General features: G+C 66.5%; 24 protein-coding genes. 3 read left to right on the top strand and 21 right to left on the bottom strand.

What is annotated here, in order from left to right:
• The first annotated feature begins 7 nt into the window (after positions 1-7).
• Positions 8-2176, top strand: coding sequence for an acyl-CoA dehydrogenase (locus tag ACFVVI_RS22740; RefSeq protein WP_387446683.1), 2169 nt, complete (start codon positions 8-10; stop codon positions 2174-2176).
• Between the two features lie 213 nt (positions 2177-2389).
• Here ACFVVI_RS22740 and ACFVVI_RS22735 read toward each other — a convergent pair whose 3' ends face one another.
• From ACFVVI_RS22735 to ACFVVI_RS22720, 4 genes are all read right to left on the bottom strand, one after another.
• Entirely contained in the window at positions 2390-3160 is a 771-nt protein-coding gene (locus tag ACFVVI_RS22735; RefSeq protein ID WP_378992903.1) for an SDR family oxidoreductase, read from the bottom strand.
• Between the two features lie 49 nt (positions 3161-3209).
• A complete protein-coding gene (locus ACFVVI_RS22730; protein ID WP_387446682.1) occupies positions 3210-3971 on the bottom strand; it encodes a crotonase/enoyl-CoA hydratase family protein in 762 nt (253 codons plus the stop codon).
• Between the two features lie 29 nt (positions 3972-4000).
• The gene (locus tag ACFVVI_RS22725; protein ID WP_387446680.1) at positions 4001-5182 is read right to left on the bottom strand and encodes a thiolase family protein; all 1182 of its coding nucleotides are present in this window, start codon (positions 5180-5182) and stop codon (positions 4001-4003) included.
• A 126-nt stretch (positions 5183-5308) separates the two neighbouring features.
• Entirely contained in the window at positions 5309-6538 is a 1230-nt protein-coding gene (locus ACFVVI_RS22720; protein WP_387447013.1) for a cytochrome P450, read from the bottom strand.
• A gap of 168 nt (positions 6539-6706) precedes the next feature.
• On the opposite strand from ACFVVI_RS22720, the gene ACFVVI_RS22715 reads away from it, so the two are divergent.
• Complete coding sequence (locus ACFVVI_RS22715) at positions 6707-7492, top strand: SDR family oxidoreductase (protein ID WP_379314567.1); 786 nt, start codon at positions 6707-6709, stop codon at positions 7490-7492.
• Positions 7493-7609: 117 nt separating this feature from the next.
• Here ACFVVI_RS22715 and ACFVVI_RS22710 read toward each other — a convergent pair whose 3' ends face one another.
• From ACFVVI_RS22710 to ACFVVI_RS22650, 13 genes are all read right to left on the bottom strand, one after another.
• Complete coding sequence (locus ACFVVI_RS22710) at positions 7610-9277, bottom strand: acyl-CoA synthetase (RefSeq protein ID WP_378992897.1); 1668 nt, start codon at positions 9275-9277, stop codon at positions 7610-7612.
• 73 nt (positions 9278-9350) lie between these two features.
• On the bottom strand, positions 9351-10874 hold the full coding sequence (locus ACFVVI_RS22705; RefSeq protein ID WP_387446679.1) for a coniferyl aldehyde dehydrogenase: 1524 nt from the start codon (positions 10872-10874) through the stop codon (positions 9351-9353).
• 142 nt (positions 10875-11016) lie between these two features.
• Complete coding sequence (locus ACFVVI_RS22700; protein ID WP_387446677.1) at positions 11017-11685, bottom strand: hypothetical protein; 669 nt, start codon at positions 11683-11685, stop codon at positions 11017-11019.
• A 10-nt stretch (positions 11686-11695) separates the two neighbouring features.
• A complete protein-coding gene (locus ACFVVI_RS22695) occupies positions 11696-13003 on the bottom strand; it encodes an MlaD family protein (RefSeq protein WP_387446676.1) in 1308 nt (435 codons plus the stop codon).
• Positions 13000-14109 (bottom strand): MlaD family protein, encoded by a 1110-nt coding sequence (locus ACFVVI_RS22690; protein ID WP_387446675.1) that lies wholly within the window; start codon positions 14107-14109, stop codon positions 13000-13002. The genes ACFVVI_RS22695 and ACFVVI_RS22690 overlap by 4 nt, the downstream gene beginning before the upstream one ends.
• Entirely contained in the window at positions 14106-15212 is a 1107-nt protein-coding gene (locus ACFVVI_RS22685) for an MCE family protein (RefSeq protein ID WP_387446674.1), read from the bottom strand. The genes ACFVVI_RS22690 and ACFVVI_RS22685 overlap by 4 nt, the downstream gene beginning before the upstream one ends.
• On the bottom strand, positions 15209-16264 hold the full coding sequence (locus ACFVVI_RS22680; RefSeq protein ID WP_387446673.1) for an MCE family protein: 1056 nt from the start codon (positions 16262-16264) through the stop codon (positions 15209-15211). The genes ACFVVI_RS22685 and ACFVVI_RS22680 overlap by 4 nt, the downstream gene beginning before the upstream one ends.
• An 8-nt stretch (positions 16265-16272) precedes the next feature.
• Positions 16273-17313, bottom strand: a complete 1041-nt coding sequence (locus ACFVVI_RS22675) for an MCE family protein (protein WP_387446671.1) — start codon at positions 17311-17313, stop codon at positions 16273-16275.
• Positions 17310-18575 (bottom strand): MlaD family protein, encoded by a 1266-nt coding sequence (locus tag ACFVVI_RS22670; RefSeq protein WP_387446669.1) that lies wholly within the window; start codon positions 18573-18575, stop codon positions 17310-17312. Before ACFVVI_RS22670 ends, ACFVVI_RS22675 begins: the two co-directional genes overlap by 4 nt.
• Position 18576: 1 nt before the next feature.
• Positions 18577-19431, bottom strand: a complete 855-nt coding sequence (locus ACFVVI_RS22665) for an ABC transporter permease (protein WP_378992883.1) — start codon at positions 19429-19431, stop codon at positions 18577-18579.
• Positions 19431-20258, bottom strand: a complete 828-nt coding sequence (locus ACFVVI_RS22660) for an MlaE family ABC transporter permease (RefSeq protein WP_378993011.1) — start codon at positions 20256-20258, stop codon at positions 19431-19433. The genes ACFVVI_RS22665 and ACFVVI_RS22660 overlap by 1 nt, the downstream gene beginning before the upstream one ends.
• A gap of 626 nt (positions 20259-20884) precedes the next feature.
• On the bottom strand, positions 20885-22168 hold the full coding sequence (locus ACFVVI_RS22655) for a sensor histidine kinase (RefSeq protein WP_387446668.1): 1284 nt from the start codon (positions 22166-22168) through the stop codon (positions 20885-20887).
• Positions 22156-22830 carry a winged helix-turn-helix domain-containing protein gene (locus ACFVVI_RS22650; protein ID WP_387446666.1) on the bottom strand — a complete coding sequence of 225 codons (675 nt, stop codon included), beginning with the start codon at positions 22828-22830 and terminating at the stop codon, positions 22156-22158. Before ACFVVI_RS22650 ends, ACFVVI_RS22655 begins: the two co-directional genes overlap by 13 nt.
• A gap of 124 nt (positions 22831-22954) precedes the next feature.
• On the opposite strand from ACFVVI_RS22650, the gene ACFVVI_RS22645 reads away from it, so the two are divergent.
• The gene (locus tag ACFVVI_RS22645) at positions 22955-23173 is read left to right on the top strand and encodes a hypothetical protein (RefSeq protein WP_378992880.1); all 219 of its coding nucleotides are present in this window, start codon (positions 22955-22957) and stop codon (positions 23171-23173) included.
• Between the two features lie 75 nt (positions 23174-23248).
• On the opposite strand, the gene ACFVVI_RS22640 is transcribed toward ACFVVI_RS22645, so the two are convergent.
• The 4 genes from ACFVVI_RS22640 to ACFVVI_RS22625 form a co-directional block, all read right to left on the bottom strand.
• Positions 23249-24100, bottom strand: a complete 852-nt coding sequence (locus tag ACFVVI_RS22640; protein WP_387446664.1) for a hypothetical protein — start codon at positions 24098-24100, stop codon at positions 23249-23251.
• A gap of 167 nt (positions 24101-24267) precedes the next feature.
• The gene (locus tag ACFVVI_RS22635) at positions 24268-24753 is read right to left on the bottom strand and encodes a hypothetical protein (protein WP_387446662.1); all 486 of its coding nucleotides are present in this window, start codon (positions 24751-24753) and stop codon (positions 24268-24270) included.
• Positions 24754-25497: 744 nt separating this feature from the next.
• Positions 25498-26091 (bottom strand): SRPBCC family protein, encoded by a 594-nt coding sequence (locus tag ACFVVI_RS22630; protein ID WP_387446661.1) that lies wholly within the window; start codon positions 26089-26091, stop codon positions 25498-25500.
• 40 nt (positions 26092-26131) lie between these two features.
• Positions 26132-26716, bottom strand: coding sequence for a hypothetical protein (locus ACFVVI_RS22625; RefSeq protein ID WP_387446659.1), 585 nt, complete (start codon positions 26714-26716; stop codon positions 26132-26134).
• Positions 26717-26733: the final 17 nt, after the last annotated feature.

The raw sequence follows: 26733 nt of genomic DNA, 5'->3' as shown, positions 1-26733 counted from the left end.
CGTATTCATGGGTATCGCACTGACCGACGAACACCGCGCGCTGGCCGAGGTCACCCGGAAGTTCGCCACCGACCGCGCGGTGAGACAGGCGGCGCGCGAACTGCTCGACGCCGCGACAGAGGACCCGCCCGCGTTCTGGGCGCAACTGGCCGAGCTGGGATTGCTCGGTCTGCATGTGGACCCGGCGTACGGCGGTTCCGGATACGGGTTGCCCGAATCGGTGGTGGTCGTCGAGGAGTTGGGCCGTGCGATCGCACCGGGATTGTTCGTCTCGACCGTGATCACCTCGGCGGTGGTGGCGGCCGTGGGCAGTACCGAACAGCGCGAGCGTTTCCTGCCCGGACTCGTCGACGGAACAGTCACCGCCGCAGTGGGCTTCGGCGGCGAGGTCACCATCGACAACCGGGGACGCGCGCACGGTCGCGCGGGAATCGTTCTCGGTGCCGATTCGGCGGAACTGCTGCTGATCTGCGCCGGAGACGACGTGGTGATCCTGGAACGCGCTGCCGCGGGCATCTCGGTACAGACACCGTCGAATATGGATCCGACCAGACGGAGTGGACGCGTGGTCCTCCATGACGTCTCGGTCGAGCCGCACCAGGTTCTGGCCGGAGCACGCGCCGCCGCGGTGGCGCGGGCGCGGCTGTTGTTCGCCGCCGAGGCGGCCGGCGGGGCAGGCGATTGTGTCGATGCCGCCGTCGACTACGCCGCGATCCGCACGCAGTTCGGGCGACCCATCGCGACATTCCAGGCAGTGAAGCACCATTGCGCGAACATGCTGGTGGAGGCGGAGTCCGCGGTCGCGACCGTCTGGGACGCCGCACGCGCAGCAGCCGACGATGAGCGTCAGTTCCAGCTGATGGCCGCGGCCGCCGCGGCGATCGCGCTGCCCGCCTATGTCCACAACGCCGAACTGAACATTCAGGTGCACGGTGGAATCGGGTTCACCTGGGCCCACGACGCACACCTGCATCTGCGGCGGGCGGTGACGCTACGCGCCCTCATCGGTGGTGACGCGCCCGCCGCCGATGTCTTCGCCCTGACGTCGGCCGGGGTCGACCGCACCAGTACCGTCGACCTGCCCACGGAAGCCGACCAGGTGCGCGCCGAGATCCGTGGGGATGTCGAGCGCATTGCCGCGATGGACGAATCGATCCGCCTGCCGGAGTTGATCGCTACCGGTTACGTCATGCCGCATTGGCCGAAGCCATGGGGCCGTTCGGCCACCGCGGTCGAGCAGGTGGTGATCGACGAGGAGTTCGCACGGGTCCGACTCAGGCGACCCGACTATTCGATCACCGGATGGGTCGTTCTGACCCTGATCCAGCACGGGACGCCGAGCCAGATCGACAGATTCGTCGACCGGGCGCTGCGCCAGGAGGAGGTGTGGTGCCAGTTGTTCTCCGAGCCGGACGCCGGTTCCGACGCGGCCGCCGTGAAAACCAAGGCGACGCGGGTCGACGGCGGCTGGCGAATCACAGGCCAGAAGGTGTGGACCAGCGGCGCACACTACAGCCGGCGCGGTCTGGCCACCGTCCGCACCGACCCCGGCGTCGCCAAACACGCGGGCATCACCACGATGATCGTCGACATGACGGCTCCCGGCGTACAGGTGCGACCATTGCGCATGCTTCTGGGCAGCTCGGAATTCAACGAGGTGTTCTTCGATGAGGTCTTCGTGCCGGACGCCGACGTGGTCGGTGCCGTGAACGATGGTTGGGCCGTCGCGCGAGCGGCGCTGGGAAACGAGCGGGTCAGCATCGGCGGTGGCTCGGGCACCGGCACCGCAGACTCCGGCACGCTGCTGCGCCTGGTCGAGCGGCACCGATCGCGCTCGGCCGATACCGACGTCCGCGTGGGCCGATACCTGGCGCAAGCCCACGCCCTGCGTCTGCTCAACCTGCGCCGTGCCGTCCGCAGCATCGAAGGAGCAGGCGCGGGCCCCGAGGGCAACATCACCAAACTGAAAGTGGCGCAACACTTCAGCGAGTACGCAGCCATCACAGCGATGCTGCTCGGCCCCGATATCGCACTGGCCGACGGTGACGCCGCCATGGCGGGGCTCATGTTGCTCGGCGCCCGAGCGATGAGCATCGCGGGCGGCACCTCAGAGGTGACCCGGAACCAGATCGCGGAACGCATTCTCGGAATGCCACGCGATCCGCTCCTGCGCTGACAGACATCTTCGTACCGTTGATCCAACACGCTGGCGATAGGGCAACGGTTTCACTTACGGGATAGATTGCGATGTGTATTTCCATACCCGCTCTGATCGCGGACGTACGGAGCTGTAGCCGAGCCGGAACCCGCCCGAACAGCAGATGGCCGCCACTCCGCATTCGAAGTGGCGGCCATCTGCGACTGTCCATCGACAAGGATGGCGGCGAATCTACTTGGGCTGGAAACGCTGCCCGCCGTCGATACGCACGACTTCACCGTTGATATACGGATTCTCGAGCAGATGCTGTGCCAGCAACGCGTATTCGGCAGGTGCGCCGAGCCGCTTCGGGAACGGCACCGCCGCAGCGAATTTCGCGAGCTTCTCCTCGCCGAGGAAGTCCATGATCGGGGTGTGCATCGTTCCCGGCGCGATGCTGTTCACCCGGATGCCCACCGCACTGAGGTCGCGAGCGCCTGTCAGGGTCAGCGAGATCACGCCACCCTTGGCCGCCGCGTAGGCCGACTGGCCGATCTGGCCCTCGTAGCCGGCGATGGAGCTGGTCATGACGATCGCGCCACGCTCGCCGCTTTCCTTCGGTTCCAGCTTGGCGATCTTGGCCGCGGTGAGCCGGAGCACGTTGTAGGTACCCGTGAGGTACAGCCCGATCGTGTCGGTGAAGCCCTTCAACGTGTGCGGCGTGCCGTCCCGGTTGACGACCTTCTCGAGCACTCCGAAACCACCGTGGGCGATCACCGCGTAGCGCAGCGTGCCCAGTTCGTCGGCCGCGGCGAAGGCTTCCTCGATCGTCGAGTCGTCGAGCACGTCGGTGCGCACATAGACGGCCTTGTTGCCCAGTTCCTCGGCCAGCGCCTTGCCCTTGTCGTCGTTGACATCGGCGATGACAACGGCCGCGCCTTCGGCGTGCAACTTGCGCACCGTCGCGTCACCCAGGCCACCGGCACCACCGGTCACCAGAACTACTTCACCTTCGAACGACACTGCGTCTCCTTCACTTCATGGGTTGATGATAGGTGGGCGGCACGTTGGCCTAGGTGCCCGTCCACTGGGGAGTTCGCTTCTCCGCGAACGCCTTCGCGCCTTCCTGCGCGTCCTTCGTCCCGAAGACCGGGGCGATGAGCTCTAGCTGCTTCTGCCACATCTCCGCGGTGCTCCACTCGGCCGCCTTGACGATGACTTCCTTGGTCACCGCGACCGCGATCGGCCCGTTGGCGGTGATCCGGTCGGCCAGAGCCAGCGCCCGATCCAGGGCCTGTCCCGGTTCGGCCACCTCGTTGACCAAACCCCACGCGGCGGCGTCGTCTGCCGTGAAAGTGTCACCGGTCAGGACCAATTCGAGCGCCTTCTGGTACGGAATGCGCTGCGGCAGCCGCAACAGCGCACCGCCGCCCGCGACCAGACCGCGTTTGACTTCGGGAACCCCGAACCGCGCGGTTGTGGACGCGACGACCAGGTCCGTGGCCAGCACCAACTCGGTGCCGCCGGCCAGCGCGTAGCCTTCGACGGCGGCGATGATGGGCTTGACCGGTGGCTTCTCGGTGAATCCGAGGCCGCGACCGGCGACGTAGGGGTACTCCCCCGCCGCGAAAGCCTTCAGATCCATTCCGGCGCTGAAGTTTCCGCCGCTGCCGGTCAGGACCGCGACGGACAGCTCTGGGCTTTCGTCGAGCTCGTCGACGGCGTCGGCGAGTCCCTGACTGACGGCAAGATTGATCGCGTTGCGCGCGTCCGCCCGGTTGATCGTGATCACCAGCGTTCGCCCGCGCCGTTCCACTAGCACTGCGTCCGACACAGATATCTCCATTCTCTCGGGGTATGCACTCAGACTTCGATGACGAGGGCGCCGCCCATGCCGCCACCCGCGCACATCGCGGTGACGCCGATGCCGCCGCCGCGACGGCGGAGCTCGTAGATCAGGGTCGCCACCTGGCGGGCGCCCGAAGCCGAAATCGGATGGCCGAGACTGCATCCGCTGCCGGAGAAGTTCACCCGCTCCTCGTCGATGTTGTGCGCGCGGCACGCGGCGATCGGTACCGAGGCGAACGCTTCGTTGATCTCCCACAGCGCCACGTCGCCGACGGTCAACCCGGCACGGTCGAGCACCTTGCCGATCACGTTCACCGCGGCGATGCCGTTGTCCGCCGGTGTCACACCCACGTTCGCCCAGGCACGCACTGTCGCGAGAACCTCCAGGCCCGCACTCGCGGCGTAGTCGTCAGCGGTCACTGTCACGGCGGCGGCGGCGTCGTTGATGCCGCTGCTGTTGCCCGCCGTGATCGAGAACCCTTCGATTTCGGGATGCAGCACGGGCAGCGCCGCCAACCGCTCGGCGGTCGTCTCCCGGCGCGGATGCTCGTCGACGGCGAAATCGAGGACCGAGCCGTCGGGCTGGGCGACCTTCAACGGCAGGATCTCGTCGGTGAATCGGCCCTCGTCGATCGCGGCGATGGCGCGCTGATGCGACCGCAGTGCCCAGTCGTCCATTTCCTGACGGCTGATCCCGACCTTCTTCGCGGTGTTCCAACCGACGGTGATCGCCATGTCCATGGTGGGCGCGTCGGAAGTTTCCGGGTGCGAGGGGGGAATCCACGGCTCCTTGAATTCGAGCTCGGGCCCCGACCCCGGCACCCGCCACTTCATCAGGGGAGCCGTCGACAGTGATTGCACGCCACCGGCCACGATCACCCGCTCCATCCCGACACCGATGTGGGCGGCCGCGTTCGCGATCGAGGTGAGACTGCCCGCGCAATGCCGATTGACCGCTTGGCCGGGCACATTCAGCATCCCCGCGGCCACGGCCGCGTGGCGGGCGAGGTCGCCGCCGCCGTAATTCAGTTCGGCGAGGATCACGTCGTCGATGTGGGTCGGGTCGATGCCCGAGCGGCGGACGGCCTCGGTGAGGATCTCGATGGCGAGCGTCTCCGACGCCACATTCACGAGCGCGCCCTTGAACGATCGCGCGATCGCGGTTCGGACCGCACTGACGATGACTGGTTTGGGCATAGTTCTCAACCTCTGTGTTCCGGCCGCGCCCCTCGGTGCGGCCTCGTGTGTATTCCGATGAATTTCGAGTCGTGTTCTGTGCGCACGGCGCCGGTATCGGCGGCCGGGTGAGGCACAGGTATTCGGTCAGTCGATGGTGAAACGGATCGGCAAATGCTTCAACCCACCCACAAACGTCGTCGCCGTCAACTCCGGCTCCCCCGCCAACTCGATCGACCGCAAACGCGGCAACAACTCCCCCAAGAACTTGCTGATCTCCATCCGCGCCAACCCCGCACCCAAACAAAAATGCACCCCGTAACCGAACGCCACATGCTTGTTCGGCACACGCTCGATATCGAACCGAAACGGATCATCGAAAACATCCTCGTCACGATTCGCCGACACGTACGACAACAACAACGAATCCCCCGCCGGAATCGACACCCCGTTCACCACCGAATCCTGCGCTGCCGTCCGCATGAACGCCTTCACCGGCGTCACCCACCGGATGATCTCCTCCACCGCACCCGGCATCAACTCCGGATTCCGCCGCAACCGATCCAACTGATCAGGATGCTCGATCAGCGCCCGCACACCGCCCGAGATACTGCTACTCGTCGTATCGTGGCCCGCCGTCGCGATAATCGCGTAATACGAAACAATGTCCACATCTGACAAAGGTTCGCCGTCGATCTTCGCGTTCGCGATCATCGATGCAAGGTCATCGGTCGGGTTCGCCCGCCGCGATTCGGTCAGCGCCTGGAAGAAGGTGAACATCTCGACCAACGCGTTCATCGCCTCATCCGGGGGCGTCGACCGCTTCAATTCGTCGTCGTCACTTCCGACCAATTCCTGAGTCAACTTCAACATCAACGGAAAATCGGACTCGGGTACCCCGAGCAACGACATGATCACATACAGCGGGAAATTCACCGCGATCTCGGACACGAAATCGCACTCACCACCGGTGTCTCGCATCCGATCCACGTATCGCTTCGCGAGCTCCTCGATCCGCTCACCCATCGCCTTCATCGCCTTGGGCGCGAACCACTCCGCCGCGATCGCCCGCACCACGCGGTGCTGCGGGTCGTCCATATGGATCAGCGTCCGAATCCCCACGGCGGCTTGCATCTCGTCGGACTCCGCCGTCATCAACACCGGACGCGGCCAGTTCGTGAACCGACGATTCGCCCGCTCCACCGCCATCACATCCGCGTGCTTGGTGATCGCCCAGAACGGTTTGTATCCCGCCACTTCCACGCGCGCGACCGGCTTGTCCGCCCGCAACGCGGCCAATGCGGCGTGTAAGCGCGACTCGTCGGCGTAGGCGGCAGGCTCGGCCAGAACGTTCGCGGCCTCATCAACGATCGGCATTCCTATCAGCACCTTTTCCGTTCCTCGGCCGGCATCCCGGCACTCGCCCCATCGCACACACAGAGCGTGCCGAGGACGTTGTCTCGCCCACAAGACTGATTTATAGTTACCCTTACTGTCAAGCTTTCTGTAACAGATGCCGTATCGGGCATCAGAATGGTGGAATCCATGGTCGCCCAGCAACGCAGGATCGTCGTCGTCGGAGCAGGGTCCGGCATCGGAGCGGCGACCGCGACGCACTTCCACGAGCGGGGAGACCACGTCCTCGCGGTCGACCTGCACGCGAACGACACTCCGGCCAGTCAGCACGAACAGTGCGACCTGCGCGACGCGGGCGAGATCGCGGCCCTGCTGGGGCGCATCGGGGCGGACTGGGACGCGCTGGCCTACGTCGCGGGTGTACCCGGCACCGCGCCCGCGGCCGATGTCCTCGGGGTGAACTACCTCGGCATGCGGCTGTTCACCACCGGCATGCTGGGGCTGTTGCGCCAGGGCGGCGCGATCGTCACCGTGGCCTCGGTCGCCGCCCTCGGCTGGGAGCAGCGAATCGGCGATCTCGCGGGCCTGCTGGCGGCGACCGACGCCGACGCCGTGGCGCGGTGGCAGGCGACGCAGGACCCCGCGTACCCCGTCTACAGCACGTCGAAGCAAGCGTCGATCATCTTCGCCAAGCGCCTGGCCCCGACCGCCTGGCAGAAGTTCGGCGTCCGGGTCAACTCCGTCAGCCCCGGCCCCACCGAGACGCCGATTCTCACCGACTTCGAAGCGTCGATGGGCAAGGAAGTGCTCGACTCGGTCAAGGCCACCATCGGCAGGCACGCCACCGTGGCCGACATCGTTCCCGTGATCGCGTTCCTCGCGGGACCTGAATCCGGCTGGGTCAACGCCCAGGACATTCACGTCGACGGCGGATTCGTCGCCCCGCTGACCGTCGGTCCGGCCATCGAACTCTGACCCGTTGCGCCCATACGGCACCACGTGCAGTGGTGCCGTATGGGCGGTGGGATCGCAAGATGTCGTGCCGAAACCTCGGACGCCACCACGAGATCGGTGCCGTCCGAGGTCGTTCGATCAGAGTTCGGTGACCTGTTCACGCGCCCAGCGATAGTCCGCTTTCCCGGCCGGGCTACGGCTGATCGCGGAACGGAAGACCACGGCCTTGGGCAGCTTGTAGCGGGCGAGCGACTGCGCCGCGTGGCCTACCAGCTCATCGAAATCAGCGGTCGCCTCGGCCACGAGTTCCACCACCGCGACGACCTCTTGACCCCATCGCTCGTTCGGACGCCCCACCACCAGCACATCAGCGACCGCGGGATGGGAGACGATCGCGGACTCGACCTCCTCGGCGAAGATCTTCTCGCCGCCGGAGTTGATGGTGACGGCATCGCGACCGAGCAGTTCGATCGTCCCGTTCTCGAGGTGGCGCGCACGATCACCGGGCAGCACGAAGCGCACGCCGTCGATGACAGGGAACGTCGCCGCGGTCTTGGCCGCGTCGTCCTTGTAGCCGAGCGGGGTGAACTGACGCTTCGCGAGCCAGCCGAGACCGTCATGGCCGGCTTCCAGGACGGTGCTGAAATCCTCGGCGACGACCCGGGTGTCCAGCCCCGCCGAGAATGTTCCGGTCGAGACGAAGCCCGCCGCCGAGACATGATGCAACTGGGTTCCGGTTTCCGACGATCCGACGCCGTCGAGCACCACCAAACCCGGCACCGCCTCGATCCACTGCTGCTTGAGCTGCGGCGTGAGCACCGCGCCACCATTGGCGAGCGCGGCCAGCGAGGACACATCGGCGGTCTTCGATTCCACCGCGGCGAGCAGCGGTCTGGCCATGGCATCGCCCACCACGATGGCGATCGCGACGCGTTCGCGCTCGATCGTCCGCACGATCTCCGCGCCATCGATCCGATCCACCACCGGCGAGAACACAATGGATTGACCGGTCGTCATGGCGGTGAGCACCGCCCACTGCGCCGCACCGTGGATCAGCGGCGGCAACAGCATGAGTTTGACGCCGGGGTTGGCCGCCGCGCGCGCGCCGATCTCCTCGTAGGAACTCACCTGCGTGCCGGTGTTGATGTCGCGCCCGCCGCAGGCCGCCATGTAGATGTCGTGCTGGCGCCACAGCACGCCCTTCGGCATCCCCGTGGTGCCGCCGGTATAGAGCACGTAGAGATCATCCGGTGAGGGCGTCACCGGCGGGTCCACCGGTTCCGTTGCGGCGATGATCGTTTCGTAGTCGACGGCACCGTCGAGCAGTTCGTTGCCGGAATCGTCGGCGATCTGGATGAGGACACGCAGATGCGGCAGATCGGACCGGATCTCGGCCACCCGCGGTGCGAAGGTCGCGTGGTAGACCAGCGCTGTGGCGCCGGCATCGGCCAGCAGGTGCTGGAGCTCGCTCTTGACATAGCGGTAGTTCACATTGAATGGCGCCACGCGCGCGCGAAACGCCCCGATCAAACTCTCGACATACTCGTTGCCGTTGTAGGCGTAGATGCCGAGCAGGTCCTGACCGACCTCGTGGGGTTCGAGCTCGGCACGCTCGGTGTGACATCCCAGCCCCTGAGCATGCAGGTAAGCCGCGAGCCGCCGGGATCGTTCGGCCACTTGCGCGTAGGTGTGCCGGTGGTCGCCCTGGATGATGATGTCCCGATCCGGGAGCGCCGCGGCGGCAGCGTCGGCGGCGCCGACAAGAGTCAATTGCGTCGAGTCGGACCCGGTCGCGGAAGGGGACAACGTAACTCCTCGATAGTCGGTGGTGCGCTCACGCACGCCCGTAGGTTGTGGTGGAAGTAGTGGAGACGGCGTCTCAGCTGGTCGGCTCACGTCGAGGCAGGCGTCCACGCACTCGACGTCCCGTACGCCAGCGCGCGGCCCGCAACGCCAGATCGATGAATTTCGCCGTCCGCGGATCGAAGGGCGGCGCCGCTCTGCCGGTGATGGCGAACGGGAGATCGGTCCCCGCCACCGTGCGCAGGTGACTGAACGTGTCGAAGCCGGTCTTCCCGTGATAGGCGCCCATCCCGCTGTGCCCGACACCGCCGAAGGGCGCGTTCTCGGAGAACATGTGGATCGCGAATTCGTTGCGCGCGATCCCGCCGCTGCGGGTGCCGTCGACGAACTTGCGGAAATCCTTGCGGTCCGGACCGAACCAGTAGGCGACCAACGGCGAAGGCCGCGCGTTGACGTAGTCGATCACGTCGTCGAGATCGGTGTAGGGCCGAATCGACAGGACCGGACCGAAGATCTCTTCGGTAGCGATGCGCATGTCGTCGTCGACGTCACGGATCAGCGTGGGCGCGATCTTCCGCGCGACCGGATCGGGCAACTCCTCGCCCGCCGGTGCGAGTGATTCCACCCGGGCCCCGCGAGCTCGGGCATCGTCGACGAGGGCGAGCACCCGGTGGTAGTTGGCGGTGTCGACCGAGGCCGTGTAGTCGTCGTTGTCCAGGATCGACGGGAACATGGCGCGCAATTCGGTGCGTAGGCTGTCGGTGAATCGCTCGATCCGGCTCGCCGGAACGAAAACATAGTCGGGACAGACACAGACCTGGCCGCCATTGACCATTCTGGCGCGTGCGATCCGGTTCGCGGCACGGTCGATATCAGCGTCGGGCCCGACCACGATGGGATTCTTGCCGCCGAGTTCGAGCGTTACCGGGACCAGATTCTCGGCGGCGGCGCGCTGCACGAGGCGACCGACTCCGGTCGACCCGGTGAAGAAGAGGTGGTCCAGCGGCAGCCGGGTGAAAGCCGCGCCGATGTCGGGCCCGCCGGTCACCACCGCGAGTTCGTCCTGGTGGAAATAGCGCCCAGCCAGCGAGCGGGTCAGTTCGGCGGTGTGCGCGGTGATCTCCGACATCTTGATCATCACGCGGTTGCCCGCGGCGAACGCCGAAGCCGCGGGCACCACGACCAGTTGCAGCGGGAAGTTCCACGGGCCGACGATGCCGACCACCCCGAGGGGCGAGGGATGGATTTCGGTGCGGATGCCGTACAGCCGGGCGAGGCGGTTCGGCCGGATCGGACGCATCCATCGCTCGGTCTGTGATCGGGTGTGCTCGAAAGCGGTGAGCATCCCCATGATCTCGGCGAACAGCATCCCGGTCCGCGATCGCGTCCCGAAATCGCGGGACATCGCCTCGACGAAGTCGTCGATATTGTCCAGGACCATGGCCAGCAGCCGGTCGATCCGGTCGCGCCGCACGGCCGCCGATGCCGGGCCCTCACGCAGGAATGACTGGCGTTGTCGTTCCAGGATCGCGACCAGCTCATCCGGGTCTGTCGTTTCACCGGTTCGACCGGCTTCACCCAACCCGACAACCTGTGACATCCGCGCCTCCGCACTCACATCGAACCCGCTGCCGCTCACACAGATATATTGACAACAGATATCGTTCCAGTAATACCAACTGTAACAGCGACACTCCCGCCCGCACAGTGTTTGCGCGGGCTGGACGTGACCAGCGCGGAGGTCAGGGCAGCGCCACCCGGCTCGCGAGCCAGCGACCATCGACGAGCTCCATCGTCATCATCACCCGACTGCGGTCCACCCGAGGATCGGGCGAGGCCGTGTTGGTCACCGTCTGGTCGACGAACAGGATCGCCTCGACCTTCGTCGGCGTCGCCGACTTCACCGCCGCATCGAGCACCGTCCCCTTGCCGGTCGCCTTGTTCTCCAGCAGCAGCTGACGCAACTGCCCGCTCGACCGCGTATAGGTGTCCTTGAACTCCCCCGTCGACCCGTCGAGCACCGCGGTGAAATCGCGGTCGAGGTTGCCGGAGTCGACGCTGGTCAAGGTCACCGCGTACGCCCGCGCGGCATCGAGTCCGGCCGCGGCCGCGGCGTCGGTGTCGTTGTCCTGCTCCAGCTTCCAGCCGAGGATAGCCGCGGTGACCACGGCCACCACCGCCACCAGCGCGAGCAGCGGGATGCGGATCTTCTTCCAGATCACGGTCGCGATCATCCGACGGATCGCCCACTTGGACGGCATCACGAATTCGGGTTCGGCGGCCGGGGTCGTCGCGTTCGAGGCAGGGTCCGCGGCCTGGTCGGCGGACTGCGCCTGACTCGTCTCCACGGGGACGTCGGTGGTCGGCTCGTCAGCGGTCGGGTTATCGGTGGAGTCGGTCTTCTGGTTCATCTCGGATTCCTCATCGGGGTGGAGCGGGAACCGTCTGGCCGGACTCGGCCAACGGCAACGGCAGGGGCAACGACCAGGGGCCGATCGGCGTGGGGTCGGCGGTGCGATCGGCCGGCTCGCCCGAGGGCGGACGGCCGGGCAGGCGTTCTCCCGGCGGGCGCGGCGCGTTGTCCGCGCCGCGGACCAGGATCGACGGATTGCCGTCTGGGCAGTAGGTATAGAGATACGGTTCGGAATAGTCACCGACCGACGGCGGCTTGCGCGGCAGGTCGTAGACGCAGGTGTAGCGCGGATACAGGCTGACCAGCCCCCAGAATCCGCCGTCGTGCATCACCGTCGCCAACGCGTCGAGGGCCGATCCGGCACGCTGAGTCGGGAAGAAGAACTCCCGCATGGCCGGTACCCGGGTGTTCGTCACCTGAGCCACCGTCGAGAGGTTGGTCAACAGACCGACCATCGCGGCGGAATTGTCCGCCAGCACGGTGTCCAAGGCGGTGAGCGTCCCCGGCGCCGCGTCGAGGAACTCCGGGAAACCGCCGGTCTTCACCTCGACACCACGCATGAAGTGCGCGGCGTCGGCGGAGAACCGTTGCAGCCCTGTCGATCCACGGCCCAGGGTCGAGAGCACGGTCTTGCTGTCGTGTATCAGCGCGACGGTCTGCGGGAGCACCGAATCCAGCGTCGACACCAGAAAGATCCCGCCGTCGAGGAGGTCGGTGAGCTTGCGCGGTCCCTCCGGCCCGACGCCGAGCTCCGCGACCACGGCGGCGAGCTGGGCCGGATCCACTTGCGCCAAGCTCGAATCGAGCGTGCCGAGCATCTGCCACAGCGGTGTGGGCGTGGAGGTCTTGTCCGCGGAGATCTCCGCGCCGTCGCTCAGATACGGCCCGGTCGAGCGCGTGGGCCGGAAGTCGAGGAACTGCTCGCCGGCCGTGGACAAACTCGTCACGTCGACCGTGCCGTCGTCGGGCACCCGGACATCGGCGTCGATGCCGGCCACCGCGACCACGCCGCCCGGTTCGAACTCGACCGACCGGACTTCACCGATCGGCACACCGCGCAAGGTGACGTCTTGGCCGGGCAACAGTCCACCGGACTGGGTCAGATGCACCCGCACCGCGATCGTCGAGGCCGAGGGATCGAAGCCGAGCGCACCGAACACCAGATAGGTCGCACCGGCGACCGCGACCATGGCCAACGCCACCGCGGAGAGCGCGAGTCGGTAGGGATGTCCCCCGCGCACCCCGCCGACCAGCAGTCGCGCGGGCAGATCCGCTACCGTCGAGCCGAGTGCGGCGAGCCCGCCGACGGCGCTCATCGGCCGGGTCCGAGGACGCGCTCACGCAGTGCGAGCAGGGTGTAGGTGAGCGAACCGACCAGTGCCTGCCAATCGCTCGCGTCGGGTATCCGGTTGCCGGGATCGGCCTGGTGGCCGGGGTCGGCGAGCGCCCCGATCGCGAAGTCCTGCAGGTCGACATTGCCGTGCGCCGAGGTTCCGCTGGAGAGCCTGATGATGGTCGGCAGCATGGCGTTCATCGCGGCCAGGCTCGCGTTCGGATTCAGGATGGCGTCGTTGAGCCCCGCGGAGATCTGGTCGAGATTCGCGATCAGCCCGCCGATCTCACCACCGCGAAGAACCGGGAACTTCGCCAGTTGAGCGCTGACATCGTCGACCTGCCGCACGAGTGCTAGCGCCTGCTGCGCGTTCGCCTCGATGACGGTGGACGCGGGACCCGCGGCACTGATGAACTCGTCGATCACAGTGCGGTGCGTGGCCAATTCGCTGACCAGCCGATTTGTTTCGGTCAGCGCGAGCCGGATGTCGTCGGAACGGGCGGCCAGGGCCGTGACCAGCTGGGTGGACTGATCCAGCAGCCCACCGAGGTTGTCGCCTCGATCGCCGACCGCGCGCCCGAGTCCGTTCACGACGCTGGTCAGATTGCGGATGGCACCGCCGTTGACCAGCAGCGAGGCCGTGGTCAGCAATTCTTCGACGGTCGCCGCGGCCGAGGTCTCCGGCAACGCGATGGCATCTCCGTCGCGCAGCGCGGCGGTCGAGGGTGTGGCATCGATCGGTGCGTCGAGCGCCACGTAGACATCGCCGAGCGGGGTCGCGGTGCGCAGCTGCGCCCGAGTGCCGACCGGCAGTTCGACATCGGCCCGAATACGCAGCGCCACCTTGGCTTTGTAGTCGGCGACAGACATCTCGGCTACCTCGCCGACGTCGGCGCCCGCCAGCCGGACCTTCGCCTTCGCCGGCAGGTTCAGCGCGTTCGCGAACGTCGCGTTGATCGTGTAGCCGGACTCGCCCGACCCGGGTGCCGACAGCGGCAAGTCGTCGAGCCCGACGCCACATCCGGTGGTCACCGTGACCACGGCGAGCGCCAGTGCCGCCGTCGTCAGCACGGAATTCCTGGTTCTCATCGAGGCAACCTACTCATCGCTTCCAACATGTCGGTGATACCGAAATCGGGTCCGAAATCCTGCAGAGTTCCTGTGCTGCAACCCAGTTGGCGCAGCCCGAGGATGTTGCACACCTCTTTGACCATCTGCCCGTCGAAGGCGACCCGGTCGAGGAGCGCGTGGATGCGCGCACCGCCTGCCTCCTGATCGACCGCGTTGTAGCCGTTGGCCAGCAACATCGGCGTCAGGTCGAGGAATTCGGCCAACTGGTCGCGATAGTCGGCGAGCGCCTTGACAACGGTTCCCGTGTCGGCGACCGCGTGGCGCAACGGCTCCCGATTGGCCATCAGCAGATCGTCGGCTTGCCGCATCACCGCGGTGATCTGCGCGCCGGTTGCTCCCGATCCGATCTCGAGCTGGGTCAACATCTCACCCAATTGCCCCGAGGCCGCGCCGAATTCACGGATGGTCTGATCACCGTCGGCGGCCGCCGCGACCAGTACCGACAGCTCCTGCGTGATCTGGGTGACCGAGTCTCGGGTCCCCGCTCCCGCGTCATCACCCAGGCGCAGCGCCCGCGACAACTCGTCCATGGTCGCGCGCATCTGCTGCCCGTTGCCGCTGGTCGCCGACGAGGCGACGGCGAGTATCCGTGCGATCGGACCGTCACCGGGTTGCTCGCCGCCCAGCTCACCGGACAGGCCGTCGGCCATGGCCAGCAACCGATCCACCCCTACCGGCGTTCTGGTGCGCTCCAATCCGAGTGTCGTCCCGTCGCGCAGCGTCTCCCCACCCCGGTACACGGGGCTGAACTCCACGTGCCGGTCGGTCAGGACCGAGGTCGATACCGTCACCGCCATCGCGTCCGCGGGGATCTTCGCTTCGCCGTCCACCCGCATGGTCACCTCGACGTAGGCTCCTCGCGGCACGATCGTGGTGACCTCACCGACCGGCATCCCGAGTATCGCGACCGTGTTGTCGACGTATAGTCCCGCGGCACTGTCGAAATGGGCCACCACCGTGATGTCGTCGGGTCCGCTTCGCATCGGCGCGCTCGCGCAACCGACGAACCCGAGAACTGCGAGCACCGTGACGACCCGCACCAGCTTCATCAGTGTTCTCATCGACAATCTCCGAAATACTGTGGCAACTGGGCCAATTCGGCGTGCCCGCTCAGGGCGCACATCCACGAGTCGACGAGCACACCGCCGGGCGCGTTGAAGTCCACCGAGTTTCCGTTGCCGGAGGCGTTGGTCAGGTTGCGGACCGCGACGGGCAGGATCTGCAAGGTATTGCGCAGCAGGTCGTCGTGGCGGGCGAGGCTGCCGAGCAGCCCGTTGAGTCCGGTGAGTAGTTGGTCGATATCCGCCCGGTCATCGACGACGATGCCGCGGACCTGCTCGACCAGTCGAGTCGTCGCCGACATCAGCAACTCGATCGCTTGCCGCCGGGAAGCTATGTCGGTCAACAGGTCTCGACCCATACCGACGATCACCCCGACATCGGACTGCTGGCTGTTGACCATGGCGGTCAGCTCACGCACCCCGGTCAGCAAGGAACCCAATTCGTTCCGGCGGCTGCCCAGAATGCTCGACAACGTCCTGATATTGGTCAGCACGCCGGGAAGGACGGCCGGCACGCCGTCGAGCTGCGTGGCCAGGGTGTCGAGGGAGCGGCTGATCTGCGCGGCGTCGACCTGTTCGAAGGTGGTGGTGGCGTTCTCCAGCGACTGTTGCAGGTCGTAGGGAACAGCGGTGTGCGACAGCATGATCCGACGATCGCGCAGCTCGCCGGGACCGGCCGGGCGCACCTCGACATAGCGGGCGCCGAGCAGCGTGGTCAGTTTGATCGCGGCGGTGGTCTCCGTGCCGAGCGGTACGTCGCCGGCGATCCGCATCCGCACCACGACGCGGTCACCCACCAGCGTCTGGCCGGTCACCGCACCGACCTGGACGCCGGCGACCGTGACGCTGTCACCGACGCGCAGCCCGGCTGCCTGGGCGAACTCGGCGTCGTAGCTGCGCTCGCCGACACCGAGGGTGTTCCAGCCCAGCGCGCACGCCAGCAACACGACCAGTACGGCCAGCGCCACGAGCCCCAGCGCGCGCGGGCTCTGTTCTTCGATCGGGCGGGCGTACGAGGCGCTCAGCCGCCGAATTCGAGTCGATAGTGTCATGAATTGCCTCACCTACAGATCGGCGATTGCTGAACGGTTCCGGCCGGGGTGGCCATTCTGACGATCGCCGGGATCAATTCCGAGAGCGCTGGGATCGCGGTGAAGCCGAGATTGCAGAGGTAGACGTTGAGGTTCGCGCCTTCCTGGCTGACGCGGGCGATGCCCTTCAACAGCGCGGGCAGGTTGAATCCCAGGTAGGCGAACTGATCCTTGTTCTGCTCGAAATGCCGGGTGAACCCAGGTTCTCGGTTCATCAGTCGCTCGAGCGCGGGCCGATCCTCGGCGACGACGGTCGCCATCCGGTCCGCGACTCCCGAGACCTCGGTCAACGTCGTCATCAGTTCGTCACGGTGACGCGCCAGCCCCTCGACGATGGTCCGGGTTCGGCTCAGCAAGGTGCTGAGTTCGGCCCGTCGGCCCGCCAGGTTCTGCACGACCTGGTTGAGATTGGTGATGACCGCGCCGAGCACCTGGTCCGGACCGGCCAAAGACTGTGCCAGCGTGGACATCTGCTCGATCAGCCGGGTCAGCGAGCCGACGTCGCCCTGCAACGCTTGCACGAGTGCGGCGGTGACATTGTCGACCTGCTGGGGATCGAGACCGCTGAACAGTGGTTCGAATCCGTTGAGCAGCGCCGAGAGGTCGAAGGACGGCTCGGTACGCTCCACCGGGATCTCCCCGTCGCTCGCGAGGACGGAGTCCACGCGGTTGTCGCCACGGGACAAACCGAGGTAGCGCTGTCCGATGACGTTCTGATAGGTGATGGCGGCCACGGTGTCGCCGTAGAGGTGCTGGGCATCTTGAACCCGAAACCGAACCCGGGCTCGGGTACCGGCGAGTTCTACCGCGTCGACACGTCCGACGCGTACCCCGGCCATCCGCACGTCGTCGCCGACCCGCAATCCGGTGGCATCGGTGAAGATCGCCGAATACGGCTTCGTCGAGCCGTCGATGCCGCGATTCAGGGTTACGAAGGTCATCGAGATGAGGGCGAACGCCACGACGAGAAAGATGCTGAGTCCGGCCACCGAACGACGATGCTGGTTCATCGTGGGGCACCTCCTGTTCCGGGGACACCGGTGGTGAGTAGTTGGGCCAGCACCTGTTCCGCGCTGTTGGCACCGCCCGCGAGCACCCGGCCGATGAGGTCTTGCATCTGCGGGGTCAGCACAGGTTTCGGCATGGTGCGGGGGTCGAGCGACGCGGGCAGCGGCTCGGCCGAGGTCGTCAGCGGCGCTGTCGCGCAGCTCGGGCCGGCGAGATCGCCGTAGCGGGGGCAGTCCGCCCGCGTGTACGCGGTGTCCGGGGTCAGCCTGATCTGGAATTTGCCGGTCCCGTTCTTGGTCTCCTCGTTCCAGAATTCGGCGAACCACACGTCCGACAAGTTCTTGATGCTGCCCACGATGGGACCGAAGTTCGAACTGCCCGCGGCGAAGACATCCAGGACCGGAGTGAGCTGATCGGTGGCCGTCACCATCTCCTCGACGTGGCGGTCCAATCCGCCGCCGACGGTCGACAACGTGGCGGTGCCCGCCGTGAGCAGGTTGCGCAGCGCGGCCTCCTGCTCGACGACAGCACGCATGGGGACGACCGCGGAATGCAGGGCATCGAGGAGATCCGGTGCCGCCGAGGCCAAACCCTGCACCGATTCGGTGAGCGCGGCCATCGTCGACGGCTCACCCGGCGGCGCGATCTGGGCGGCGAGCTCCCTGGTGATGTGATCGAGCTGGGCACCGGCGCGCACGAGGTCGGCGCCGCGCCGGTCGGTGGCCTTGGCGACCGCGGCGAGCACTCCCACCGTGTCGCTCGTACTGATCCGCGCCGTCGCCGCCACGATGGTTCGCAGCTTGGTCAGTGCTGTCTGCAATTGCACCGTCGACAAACTCGTGTCCTGCTGGATCTGCGCACCGGCCCGCAGCGGTCGTCCAGGACCGTTGTCGACCAGCTGCACCGAAGACACCGCGAAGATGTTGCTGGGAACAACCCGCGCGGTCACCGAGTCCGGAATGCTCACCAGCAGACGAGGTTCCAGCTCGAGTCGGGCCCGATTGCGGCCGCCGTCGATCGATGGCGTCACTTCGGTGACAGTCCCCACCAGCACACCGCGGAACTTCACGTCCGAGTTGGGCGGCAGGCCGTCACCCACCTGTTCGAGCAGGGCAGTGACCTCGGCCTTCTCTTCGAAGGACCCGGTCGACTTCATGTACACGACGGTGAGCCCACCGACGATCAGCGCGAACGCGACCAATCCCCGCAAGAACAGAGACAATTTCGACGGACCGCGTCCGTCCTTGTCGAACAAGACCGACATCTCACCCTCCCAGCCGCGCGCTGGCCCCGATGCCCCACAGAGCGATGGTCAGCATGAGATTGACGACGATCATCACCGAGATCGCCGCGCGCATGGCACGGCCGGCCGCGATGCCGACGCCCTGAGGTCCGCCCGCGGCGTAGTACCCGTAGTAGCACTGGATCGTGGTGGTGAGCAGCACGAAGACAATCGCTTTGCCGAGCGAGTAGACGATGTCGGGCCCGTTCAAGACGAGCTGGAAGTAGTGACGATAGGTCCCGATCGACAGCCCACCCGACATACCGACCACCATCTCGACAGCCACATAGTTGGCCGCCAAACAGAGCAGATACAGCGGCACGATCGCTACTACGGAGGCCAAGAGCTTGGTGCTGACGAGATAGGGAATGGATCGGATCGCCATCGACTCCATGGCGTCGATCTCCTCGGAGATACCCATCGAGCCCAGCTGTGCGGTGAACCGGCAACCTGCCTGCGCCGCGAAGGCCAGTGAGGCCATGATCGGCGCCAACTCGCGCGTCGAGGCCGTCGAGGCGACCAAGCCGATCGCGGGCTCCATACCGAGCAGATGCAAGGCGTTGTAGCCTTCCAGCCCGATAATAGCGCCACCGGCCGCGCCCAGGATGATGATGACCCCCGCGGTTCCGCCGCCGACGACGATCGATCCATTTCCCCATGCGATGTCGGACAGAGTCCGCATGAACTCGACTCGATAATTGCGGAGCATCACCGGAATCGACCCGGCGGCACGCACGAAGAAGGTGAGCATGTGCCCCAGGCGCATGAATACGACGCCGAATTTCTTCGCATATGTCGTCACCGATCTGGTGCCGAACGGGTAATAGGTGGATGCCATTACAAGCCCTGCCTGGGAAACAACATCATGAACAGCTGCGTGAACAACACATTAACGATCATGAGCAACAGGATCGAGGAAACAACCGTTGAATTCACCGAGTTCGCGACACCGGCGGATCCGCCCTTGGTCGTAAGACCCTTATGACAGGCGACCACCGCGACTATCGCGCCGTAGACCACCGCTTTTACCAGAGTCAACACCAGATCCCCCACCGTAGCGAACGAGGCGAACGTCGCTACGAAACTCCCGGGCGCACCGCCCTGCGCGAAGACATTGAAGGCATAGCCCGCCACGAAACCGACGAAGCACACCACCCCGGTCAGCGAGACGCCGATGACGATCGCCGCCAGAAACCGCGGAACCACCATGCGCCGGATCACCGAGACGCCCATGATCTCCATGGCGTCCAGTTCCTCTCGGATCTTCCGCGATCCCAGGTCAGCGCAGATGGCCGACCCGACGGCCGCGGCCATCAGCAGCGCCGCCACCATCGGGGCGCCCTGCCGGATGACCGCCAAGCCGCTGGCGGCCCCCGCCAGGGAGGTGGCACCGACCTGACCGGCCAGCAGTCCGAACTGAATGGAGAGCGTGACCCCGATCGGCAGGGCGACAAAGATTGTCGGCAAGACGGCCGCCGAAGCCATGAAGGCCCCCTGCGCCAGGGTTTCCCGCACAGCCAATTTCCCCGTGAAGAGGTCGACCAGCAGATATTGCACCGTACGAACACCGAGGACGAATTGGCCACCGACAGTGCCGATGGCAACACCGGGATGCCGGTCGAGATAGCCGCGGAACCACGCGGCGACCTCTCTGCTCGCCGGCATGACAGACCGCTCCGAGCTCACCGCTCGCCTTTCACGGCGCTTGTCTGCTGCCGGATCAAATCCGTTTACCATCGGTTCGCGCGTCTCCATTCGGGTAACACCGCCCAATTGCCATTCCCGAGTGTGCGTGACGTCACACGGTCTAGTCAACAGAATTCTGGAATTATTTTTCGAGCCAATTCGACCATTTAGTTAAATGGCACGACAATTTGCCCGCCCAGAATAGTGGGCGAGCTCTCACTACGCATCGGCGTATATTTCCGATCGACAAATAATATGCAGGGAATTCAGATTTTATGGACTGCCCGACCAGTCGGACACCCCTCCGATCGCGGCGCCGTAGGAATGTCCGTGCCGTAGCCACCAGCGTGCGGACAGGGTCCAGCCGCGACGCGAGTTCCGACGAACCATCCCACTCCTCCCGACCGCCACGCTATGACCACCATCCGCCTACCGGCTCTTACAGTTGCCACTCGACATCACCTGCCGAATCGACTCCGGACTCATGGCGGCGTAGGTCGCCCGCAGCCGCCCGACATGACGTGAGCAAGCATACTGTATTACTTACAGTTAGTCACGCAAGAGTGCTACGGGCTGCTCGGCAGCCGTCACGGCGGGCACACCGTTCAGATCGCGGCGCCCGGCGGTGGCAGCACCAGGGTGGCGATCGTCCCGCCGCCGGCCACCGGTTCGATGGTGGCGGTGCCGCCGTGCGCTTCGGCGATCCAGGCCACCAGCGCCAAGCCGATGCCGCTGCCACGACCGCCACTGACCCCGCGCTCGAACGGATTCGACGACAGCTGGGGTGCGAGCCCGGTGCCGTGGTCACGGACGCAGACCCGGCCCGCGCCGACGAAGACCTCCACCGGCACCCGCGGATTCACCGCGCCGTGGGTGAGCGCGTTCTCCACCAGATTGCGGATCGCCAGGCCGAGCAGACCTGGGTCACCCACCACGACAGTCGGTTCCGCGCGCAGCACGAGACGGTCGGCGCCGAACTCCTCGACCACCGACTCGGTCAGCTGATCGAGCAGCAGCTGCACCCGCTCCAGCGTGGCCGCCCCCGACTGTAGGCGAGCCCTGGCCAGCAGACCTGCCACCACCCGTTCCATCCTCGCGCCGAGAGCCCTCGCATCGGCCAGCACCCGTTCGGATTCGGCCGGTGTGCGTGCGCGCGGCACGGTGACGAGCCGATGCGTGGCGAGCGGAGTGCGCAGTTCGTGCGCCGCGTCGCCGAGGAAACGTTCCCTCTCCTCGACCAGCGCCAGCGCCTGACGCATGCTCCGCCCCGACAGCAGATGCCCGCCGACCGCGGCGGCCGCCACCATCACCGTGCCGCCGACCGCCAATGCCCACAGCAGGAGTGCGCGGCCACGGTCCCACGCGTCGGGGTCGGCGCCGGTGATCAGGACCGCCTCGCGGTCGGAGTCCTCCCAGCCGAAGGTCGCGGCGGCCAAGCGGACCCGGCGCCCTGCGCTGTCGATCGAATCGCGGTAGATCGTGTCGCCCGGCGCCTGGGTAGCGGCGTCCGCGGTGGCCGCGATCCCCGATTCGGCGGGCATGTGCGATCGGAGGTGTCCGTAGTGGACCGTCCAACCGCCGGTGGCGTCGGCCGTCAGCACCAGGATGGCGATCTCGCCGCCGACCAGCTCGTCACCGGGCAGATCCGTGGTGTCGACGGCGTCGTCCTCGTCGAGGTAGAGACGCGGACCCAGTCCCGTCAGCACCCGGTCGAGATCCGCGTCGAGGGCATTGTCACGGGACCGCGCGTCGATGACGGCGGCCACCAGGCCGAGCACGATCAAGCACAGCATGGTGGTCGCGGTGATGAGCACCGTGAGCTCGATCCTGGCCCGGTGCAACCGCGCCACCGCGGGACGTGGGTCGGAGGTGGCGATCAGGACTCGCACGCGACGCCGCCCAGGACGAAGCCCGCACCGCGCACCGTGTCGATCACCGGAGGGGCTCCGAGCTTGCGCCGCAAGCCTGCCATCACCGCGTCGACCACATTGGAATTCGGTTCGGCCATCTCGTCCCAGCACGCCTCGATCAGCTCCGACCGCGACACCACCGCGCCCGCCCGTGTCGCCAGCAGTTCCAGCACCGCGAATTCCTTCGGTGTGAGCGAACGCAGGATGCCCGCGCGTCGCACCCTGCGGCGCGGCAGATCGATCTCGATGTCGCCCGACCGGAGCAGCGCCGGGGTGGGATGATCGCGGCGACGGCACAGCGCCCTGACCCGGGCGGCCAGCTCGGCGAGCGCGAAAGGCTTGCCGAGATAGTCGTCGGCACCGTGCTCGAATCCGGCTATACGGTCGGACAATTCGTCGCGCGCGGTGAGCACCAGGGCAGGCACCGGGCAGCCACGCGCGCGCAGTGCCGCGAGCAACCGCAAGCCGTCACCGTCGGGCATTCCCCGGTCGACGACGAGGACGTCGTAGGTGTTCACCGAGATCTTCAGATCGGCGTCGACGAGCAGATTCACCAGGTCGACCGCGAATCCGGCTACTCGGAGCCCGGACGCGATCTCCTGGCCCAGTCCTTCGTCGTCCTCCGCCACCAGCACACGCACGAGTAGTGAGAGTAGGGCACGCCCGGCACGGGTTCGCGGCGTGGCGACCTCACGAAAATCTCACGCGCACTGAGGTTCTCTGGTCCTGCCCCGGACACCACCGGGTTGCTACGAAAGGAACACCATGAGCTTCAAGTCCGTCATCACCGCCACCGTGATCGCCGCGGCCTCCGTCGCGGGCGCAGGTCTGGCCTCGGCGGCGCCCGCCGTGCTGCACACCGGTTTCGTCGGCAGCTACGCCACCTTCGAAGCCTGCGCCGCCGACGGCGCCTCACCGACCACCGGCGGCGCGCAGTGGGAGTGCGTCGAGGTGGCCGGTGGCTGGGACCTGTACACCTACTGATCCCACCCACGGCAGTGCCGGCGGGGTGCCTCCGCGCCGGCACCGGGGCGATCCAGTATGGCGATGGTTCTCTACTCACTCGCAACTGTGTGCGGGTGGGATGGCTTGCGGAGGGAAGAAATCTATTCGGTTCGCGTCGGATCGAGGGAGAAGGAAGGCTGCTCCGTGCGTACGGCTCCAGGACGTCGGGAGCAGCAGGTACTGGTTTCCTGATTGCAGGATGAGTTTGAGGCCGTCGTAACGGAAGTGGTAGGCGGCGTCGGGAGCTGGGCAGGTGAGTTCCACGACGCCCGGCGCCGCCAGCCCGAGGCGTTTGTCCGAATAGACCGACACGCTCGGCTGTTCGGCGAACGTTTCGACCTGCTCGATCGCTCGGCCGGTGCCGACGGCGGCCGAGTAATCGGCTACCGCCCAGAAGAGCCCGACACCGACGAGAACGAACACAGCGCCCCATTCTCCGGCGGTGAGGACGTCTGCCGATGATTCGGTGGTGGCCTGATCAGTGCGTCTCGATCGGACGGCGGAAACGATCAGAAAGATTCCACCGACCATGCACAGGCCCGGCGCTCCGACAACCATTCTCAGCGGTGTCGAGATCACGATGGTGAGCAGTCCGGCGGCGACGAGCACGAAGCCGGCGACCATCGATGCGATCACCAGTCTGCGGCGATTCTCAGGACTGATCCGCGGCAGCGCGAATTCCCGGAACATTCTGCGGCAGAAGAGATATGCCGTGAACAGACAAGCGCTCGCCGCGAGCGGGATGAACAGGGAATCCTGACTGCGCATCAAGTAGTCCTGGGTGGTCAGGCCAAGTGTTGTGGCGTTCACGCCGAAGTAGTCGAAAAACCAGTAGGCGTGAGACCAGCCGAAGAAGAACAGCAGTGCGGTGATCAACGTAGTGGGCGCAGCGAAGTTGCGGATCATCAGGCTGAGGCGGGACAGCCCGGTGTCTCCCGGTCCAGCCGAGGTCGAGGCTTGCGGTGGCTGCGCGGGTCGGGGAACACCCGTCGACCGGTGTGTGGCGCGTCCAGAACGCGCGGTCCCGGCGGGACGAAATCCAGAGCCCATATCGTCGTCCTATCAGTTGCCGATCATCCACCGGACGGTGCTGGTGGATGATCGGTGCCGCCGTTCGTGGCTCCGCTGTTGCCGGTGCCCGGGGCCGTCTCACCACCCCCGGACTTGCTGTTGCCAGTGCCCGCACCATCGCCGGTACTGCCGGTGCCGCCGGTGCCGCCCTCGGTCGTGCCGCCGCCAGTCTTGCCGCCGCCCTCTGTCGTAGCGCCGCCAGTCGTGCCGCCGCCAGTCGTGCCGCCGCCCTCTGTCGTCTCGCCACCGCCACCGCCACCGCCGGTACCGTCTCCGCCGCCGCTGATGGGGCACGGTTGTTTACCGGAGAGCTGGACCGTCACGGTCGTCCCAGCCTCGACGGTCGCACCGTCGGTCGGCGAGAATCCCGAATACGCACAATCGGATTCCAGTGGCAACGTGATGGTGTAGGCGAGCTCGACACAACCCGCTGCATGGCCTGCCTCCTGGCAGGCCGACGCGAACGCGGCATCGATGCGTCCCTTCAAGTCCGCGGTGAGCGGAGAGCCCTTCTCCTGGAAAGACGGGATTTTGACCGGTGAACCCTTCGCCTGGTTTCCGCCACCCGGCTTATCCGGAGGTGGTGCGCCGCCGGCAGGAGGTGGGGAGTACGGACCTACCGGACCGCCGGGCGCGGGAGCTCCCGCGCCGTCCTGGCCGATCGGTCCACCGGGCGCGGGGCCGCTGCCAGGCGATTGCCCTCCCGGTTCCGATGCCGAACCCGTATTATTCGCGGCTGTCGGTGCGGGCGAGAGCGATTCGGGCGGGGGGCGGACGCATCCGGCCGATACCGTCGCAATCGCGGCCGCGGTGACGATCACCAGCCATCGAGGGGTGATTCCAGCGGCCGAACAAGCGCCGAGACGACCTCGACCGCGCGCCGCGTCACACCGATCGGATTCGCATCGCATCGCCCGCTCCTCTCGTGCAATGAGACGAGAATGAGCCAAGCGGGCGCGACATGCACGAGTACTCGACTACTCGCCTCGCTCACGACGGGAGTCCGATGAACGCCAGGCGGTCAGGTCATCGTGGTCCGGTCGGACACTCCCCGCCAACCACACGGCAATCCGCAGGTCGCGATGACCCTTGTCACGATGTGGCCGTCGGCGAAGATACTGACCGCGTGTGCTTGCGCCGGGTAGCCACAGGCGCCGCAGGTGCCGAAGTAGTTGAGAATCTCCCGACTGACCCCGGCATCGAAATTCGGAACCGGCTCCACATCGTGCCTTTCAGCGGTAGTAGTTCGCCCATCTCCCGAGAACGACCCGGACGAACGGACGAATGAAGAACGCGGTCCAGCTCAGTCGGAGGAAAGCGAAGACAGCTGGTCTCCCCGCGATCGTCCACCGGAGAACCGTCGTCCCCTCGGGCGTTTCGGAAAGGTCGAAGTCCATGGTGTAGGACTTGACCAGCAGCGGGATCGAGGTCTTGATGCCGGCCACACTCAGCCGGGTGTGTGGATCGCGGCGGGTGACCTGTTCCGCGGCGGCGAAGACGATGGCGTCGAGGGTGCGGACGGTTCCCGGACCACGTTCCTGGTCACGGTAGGTGACGCCGTCGATCATCGGGATCCAGGTGAAGGCGCCGTCCTCGAGTGCGGACCACACTTCCCACGGCATGGCGGCGAAGTCCTGCTCGACCGACATCTGGAAGGTCGGGCGCCGGGATTCGATCAGCCGGATCGCGTGGTCGTCGACCGGCGGGGTCTCGGCGCCGAGCAGCCGTGCGGCGCGGCGCTGCAGGACGAGCAGAACGACCAGACCGCCGACCGCGGCCACAACGAGGGCCCCGAGTGCGGTGCCGAGGAGAACGAGCCAAACCATGTGCAGCGCAGTCCTTGTCGCGGGAGTGGAGGAGTCGGGTTCACGGTGTGGTGCGCAGCATGGGCGAGGAGACTTTGCTCGTCAGCCATCGGTCGCCGGACTTCGCCAGCGACAACGTGATCGACAGCTGACCACGGCGGGGCTGCTGCTGGGTGCCGACGCTGGCGATGGACTGGTCGACGACGACGAGCGCCTCGGCGGTGTCGGTACCGCTGGTGGCGATCGCGCAGTCGACGGTGCCCGCCGTCGACTGCACTCGGCCCTGGATCAGGACTTCGCGCAGATCGGCACTGGTGGACTCGAATTCTTGTTTCCACGCGCCGGTCGCCCGGTCGAGCACGGCGGCGAAGTAGGCGTCGAGATCGGTGGCGTTGTAGGTCGACAGCACCGAGCCGTACGCGCAGGCGGCCGCCCGTGCCTCGGTGCGTGATCGCTCGAGTTCGCTCGCGCGGTGGTTCTGCCAGCCGAAGTAGCCGCCGGCGGCCGTTCCGCCGATGCCGAGGGCGACTGCCAGTGCGACCACGATCGAGGTGGCGCGGTTCCGGCTGGTGGGTGGTGGTGCCGCGGTATCGGTTTCCTCGGATTCCGGCGGCGCGGGGGCTGTCGATTCGTCGGTGTCTGTCATGGAGTTCCTTTCGGTAG

It is taken from the genome of Nocardia sp. NPDC058114 (genome assembly GCF_042884695.1).
Classification (GTDB): domain Bacteria; phylum Actinomycetota; class Actinomycetes; order Mycobacteriales; family Mycobacteriaceae; genus Nocardia.
This window is presented reverse-complemented; position numbering and strand designations above follow the sequence as displayed.

What these genes read in the sequence shown, in the direction of transcription:
- ACFVVI_RS22740 (WP_387446683.1), top strand. Translation starts at nt 8, where the DNA reads ATGGGTATCGCACTGACCGACGAACACCGCGCGCTGGCCGAGGTCACC.
- ACFVVI_RS22725 (WP_387446680.1), bottom strand. Translation starts at nt 5,182, where the DNA reads ATGCCCAAACCAGTCATCGTCAGTGCGGTCCGAACCGCGATCGCGCGA.
- ACFVVI_RS22720 (WP_387447013.1), bottom strand. Translation starts at nt 6,538, where the DNA reads ATGCCGATCGTTGATGAGGCCGCGAACGTTCTGGCCGAGCCTGCCGCC.
- ACFVVI_RS22715 (WP_379314567.1), top strand. Translation starts at nt 6,707, where the DNA reads ATGGTCGCCCAGCAACGCAGGATCGTCGTCGTCGGAGCAGGGTCCGGC.
- ACFVVI_RS22705 (WP_387446679.1), bottom strand. Translation starts at nt 10,874, where the DNA reads ATGTCACAGGTTGTCGGGTTGGGTGAAGCCGGTCGAACCGGTGAAACG.
- ACFVVI_RS22700 (WP_387446677.1), bottom strand. Translation starts at nt 11,685, where the DNA reads ATGAACCAGAAGACCGACTCCACCGATAACCCGACCGCTGACGAGCCG.
- ACFVVI_RS22695 (WP_387446676.1), bottom strand. Translation starts at nt 13,003, where the DNA reads ATGAGCGCCGTCGGCGGGCTCGCCGCACTCGGCTCGACGGTAGCGGAT.
- ACFVVI_RS22690 (WP_387446675.1), bottom strand. Translation starts at nt 14,109, where the DNA reads ATGAGAACCAGGAATTCCGTGCTGACGACGGCGGCACTGGCGCTCGCC.
- ACFVVI_RS22685 (WP_387446674.1), bottom strand. Translation starts at nt 15,212, where the DNA reads ATGAGAACACTGATGAAGCTGGTGCGGGTCGTCACGGTGCTCGCAGTT.
- ACFVVI_RS22680 (WP_387446673.1), bottom strand. Translation starts at nt 16,264, where the DNA reads ATGACACTATCGACTCGAATTCGGCGGCTGAGCGCCTCGTACGCCCGC.
- ACFVVI_RS22675 (WP_387446671.1), bottom strand. Translation starts at nt 17,313, where the DNA reads ATGAACCAGCATCGTCGTTCGGTGGCCGGACTCAGCATCTTTCTCGTC.
- ACFVVI_RS22670 (WP_387446669.1), bottom strand. Translation starts at nt 18,575, where the DNA reads ATGTCGGTCTTGTTCGACAAGGACGGACGCGGTCCGTCGAAATTGTCT.
- ACFVVI_RS22665 (WP_378992883.1), bottom strand. Translation starts at nt 19,431, where the DNA reads ATGGCATCCACCTATTACCCGTTCGGCACCAGATCGGTGACGACATAT.
- ACFVVI_RS22660 (WP_378993011.1), bottom strand. Translation starts at nt 20,258, where the DNA reads ATGCCGGCGAGCAGAGAGGTCGCCGCGTGGTTCCGCGGCTATCTCGAC.
- ACFVVI_RS22645 (WP_378992880.1), top strand. Translation starts at nt 22,955, where the DNA reads ATGAGCTTCAAGTCCGTCATCACCGCCACCGTGATCGCCGCGGCCTCC.
- ACFVVI_RS22640 (WP_387446664.1), bottom strand. Translation starts at nt 24,100, where the DNA reads ATGATCCGCAACTTCGCTGCGCCCACTACGTTGATCACCGCACTGCTG.
- ACFVVI_RS22630 (WP_387446661.1), bottom strand. Translation starts at nt 26,091, where the DNA reads ATGGTTTGGCTCGTTCTCCTCGGCACCGCACTCGGGGCCCTCGTTGTG.
- ACFVVI_RS22625 (WP_387446659.1), bottom strand. Translation starts at nt 26,716, where the DNA reads ATGACAGACACCGACGAATCGACAGCCCCCGCGCCGCCGGAATCCGAG.